Source organism: Aminobacter sp. P4_D5 (assembly GCF_056401815.1).
The window spans coordinates 1-602 of sequence record NZ_JBFUIP010001010.1; the positions used below are offsets into that span (position 1 = coordinate 1).

Consider the following 602-nt stretch of genomic DNA (forward strand, 5'->3'; position numbering starts at 1 on the left):
CATCATAGGTGTTGGGTCATCGCGCAATAGGAAAATGTTGCTTGTAGCGCTTGCAAGTTTCGCAACCGGAGGTTTATGTTCGCTAAATGTTCTCATTTGTTCTCGCCTGAAAGGAACCGAGCGTCCATGTCCTCCGCCCCCCGTCCCAACCACTCCCGCATCCTCGCCAGCATGGCCAGGACCGAGCCTTTCACCTCCGCCGAGGAGGCCTGGTTCTGGACCATGTCCGCCCTCGTCGCCCGGCGCGAGGGCGCGCGCATCGCTGCCGGCAAGGGCAGCACCCAGCGCCCCTGCGAGCCCGACGACGTGATCAAGTGCCTCGACCGGCTTTACCGCCAGCGGCGCATCGAACTTGCCCATGCGCGCATCATGCGGATCTGGGGCGAGCGCGGCACCGCCCCCAGTCCGCGCCACGCGCAGGAGCGCGGCGATTTCCGGCTTTGGCGCGAGGCGATGAACCGGCTCGAATGGCCTTTGCGCGTGAAGGGCATCGTCGCCGGCGCGCCGCGCATGGAGCAGGAAAGCGCCGAAATCCTGCCTTTTCCGGGCGGCCGCGCATGACGGCGGCGGCGCCCGCCGCGCGCCCCGCCCATCGCCGGCAC

At 67.4% G+C, this 602-nt stretch carries 1 protein-coding gene; it reads left to right on the forward strand.

Annotated features, from left to right (window positions below; translation table 11 throughout):
• The first annotated feature begins 126 nt into the window (after window positions 1-126).
• A complete protein-coding gene (locus AC1DWF_RS36365; protein WP_476843299.1) occupies window positions 127-561 on the forward strand; it encodes a hypothetical protein in 435 nt (144 codons plus the stop codon).
• Window positions 562-602: the final 41 nt, after the last annotated feature.